This is a genomic window from Myroides sp. DF42-4-2, from assembly GCF_030326445.1.
In the GTDB taxonomy this organism is placed as follows: Bacteria; Bacteroidota; Bacteroidia; order Flavobacteriales; family Flavobacteriaceae; genus Flavobacterium.
On sequence record NZ_JACAKI010000070.1, the window covers coordinates 1 to 535 of the forward strand.

The following is a 535-nucleotide window of genomic DNA, read 5'->3' on the forward strand; positions in this document are numbered from 1 at the left end:
TAGTTTTAATAAATAAGGCATTCTATACTCTCCATGCATTTGTTGGATATATTCTTTTGCTTTATTCAATTCAATACCAACTGCTGAGACATATAAAGGCTTTTTACTTTCTCCTCTATAGACCTGCGCTACAAGCTGAGCAGAAGTAAAAAAATATGACTTAGCTACACCTATTACAGGTATTTTAGTGTCTAAAGCTTCAAATACATAACTACCCAATCCCTTTTTTTTATGGTCATCTAAATAAACATAACCATCTACTATAATCAATTCAATGTACTCTCGATTAAGCGTATTTACCAATTCTAAAATACATGGTAGCTCTCTTTTATAGAAAGCTCCTGGCTCATACTCTTTCTGTAGAGGTAACAACTTTTCTATAATATCTATAGGAGCTTTTGAATCAAAAGATTCAAACAAAACACCTACTACCTTTGCCCCAGTCTCGTAGTAGTACACATCTACTGCTAATATCATATTTAGATTTTTTAATCTTACAACGACTTCAAATATTATAAGGAGGTCTTAAATAAGG

The 535-nt window shown here is 31.8% G+C and carries 1 protein-coding gene; it reads right to left on the reverse strand.

The features are described from left to right. The coding region (locus HX062_RS16185) for an endonuclease V (RefSeq protein WP_286468139.1) at nucleotides 1-477 on the reverse strand (477 nt) is incomplete at its 3' end. Nucleotides 478-535 lie beyond the last annotated feature (58 nt).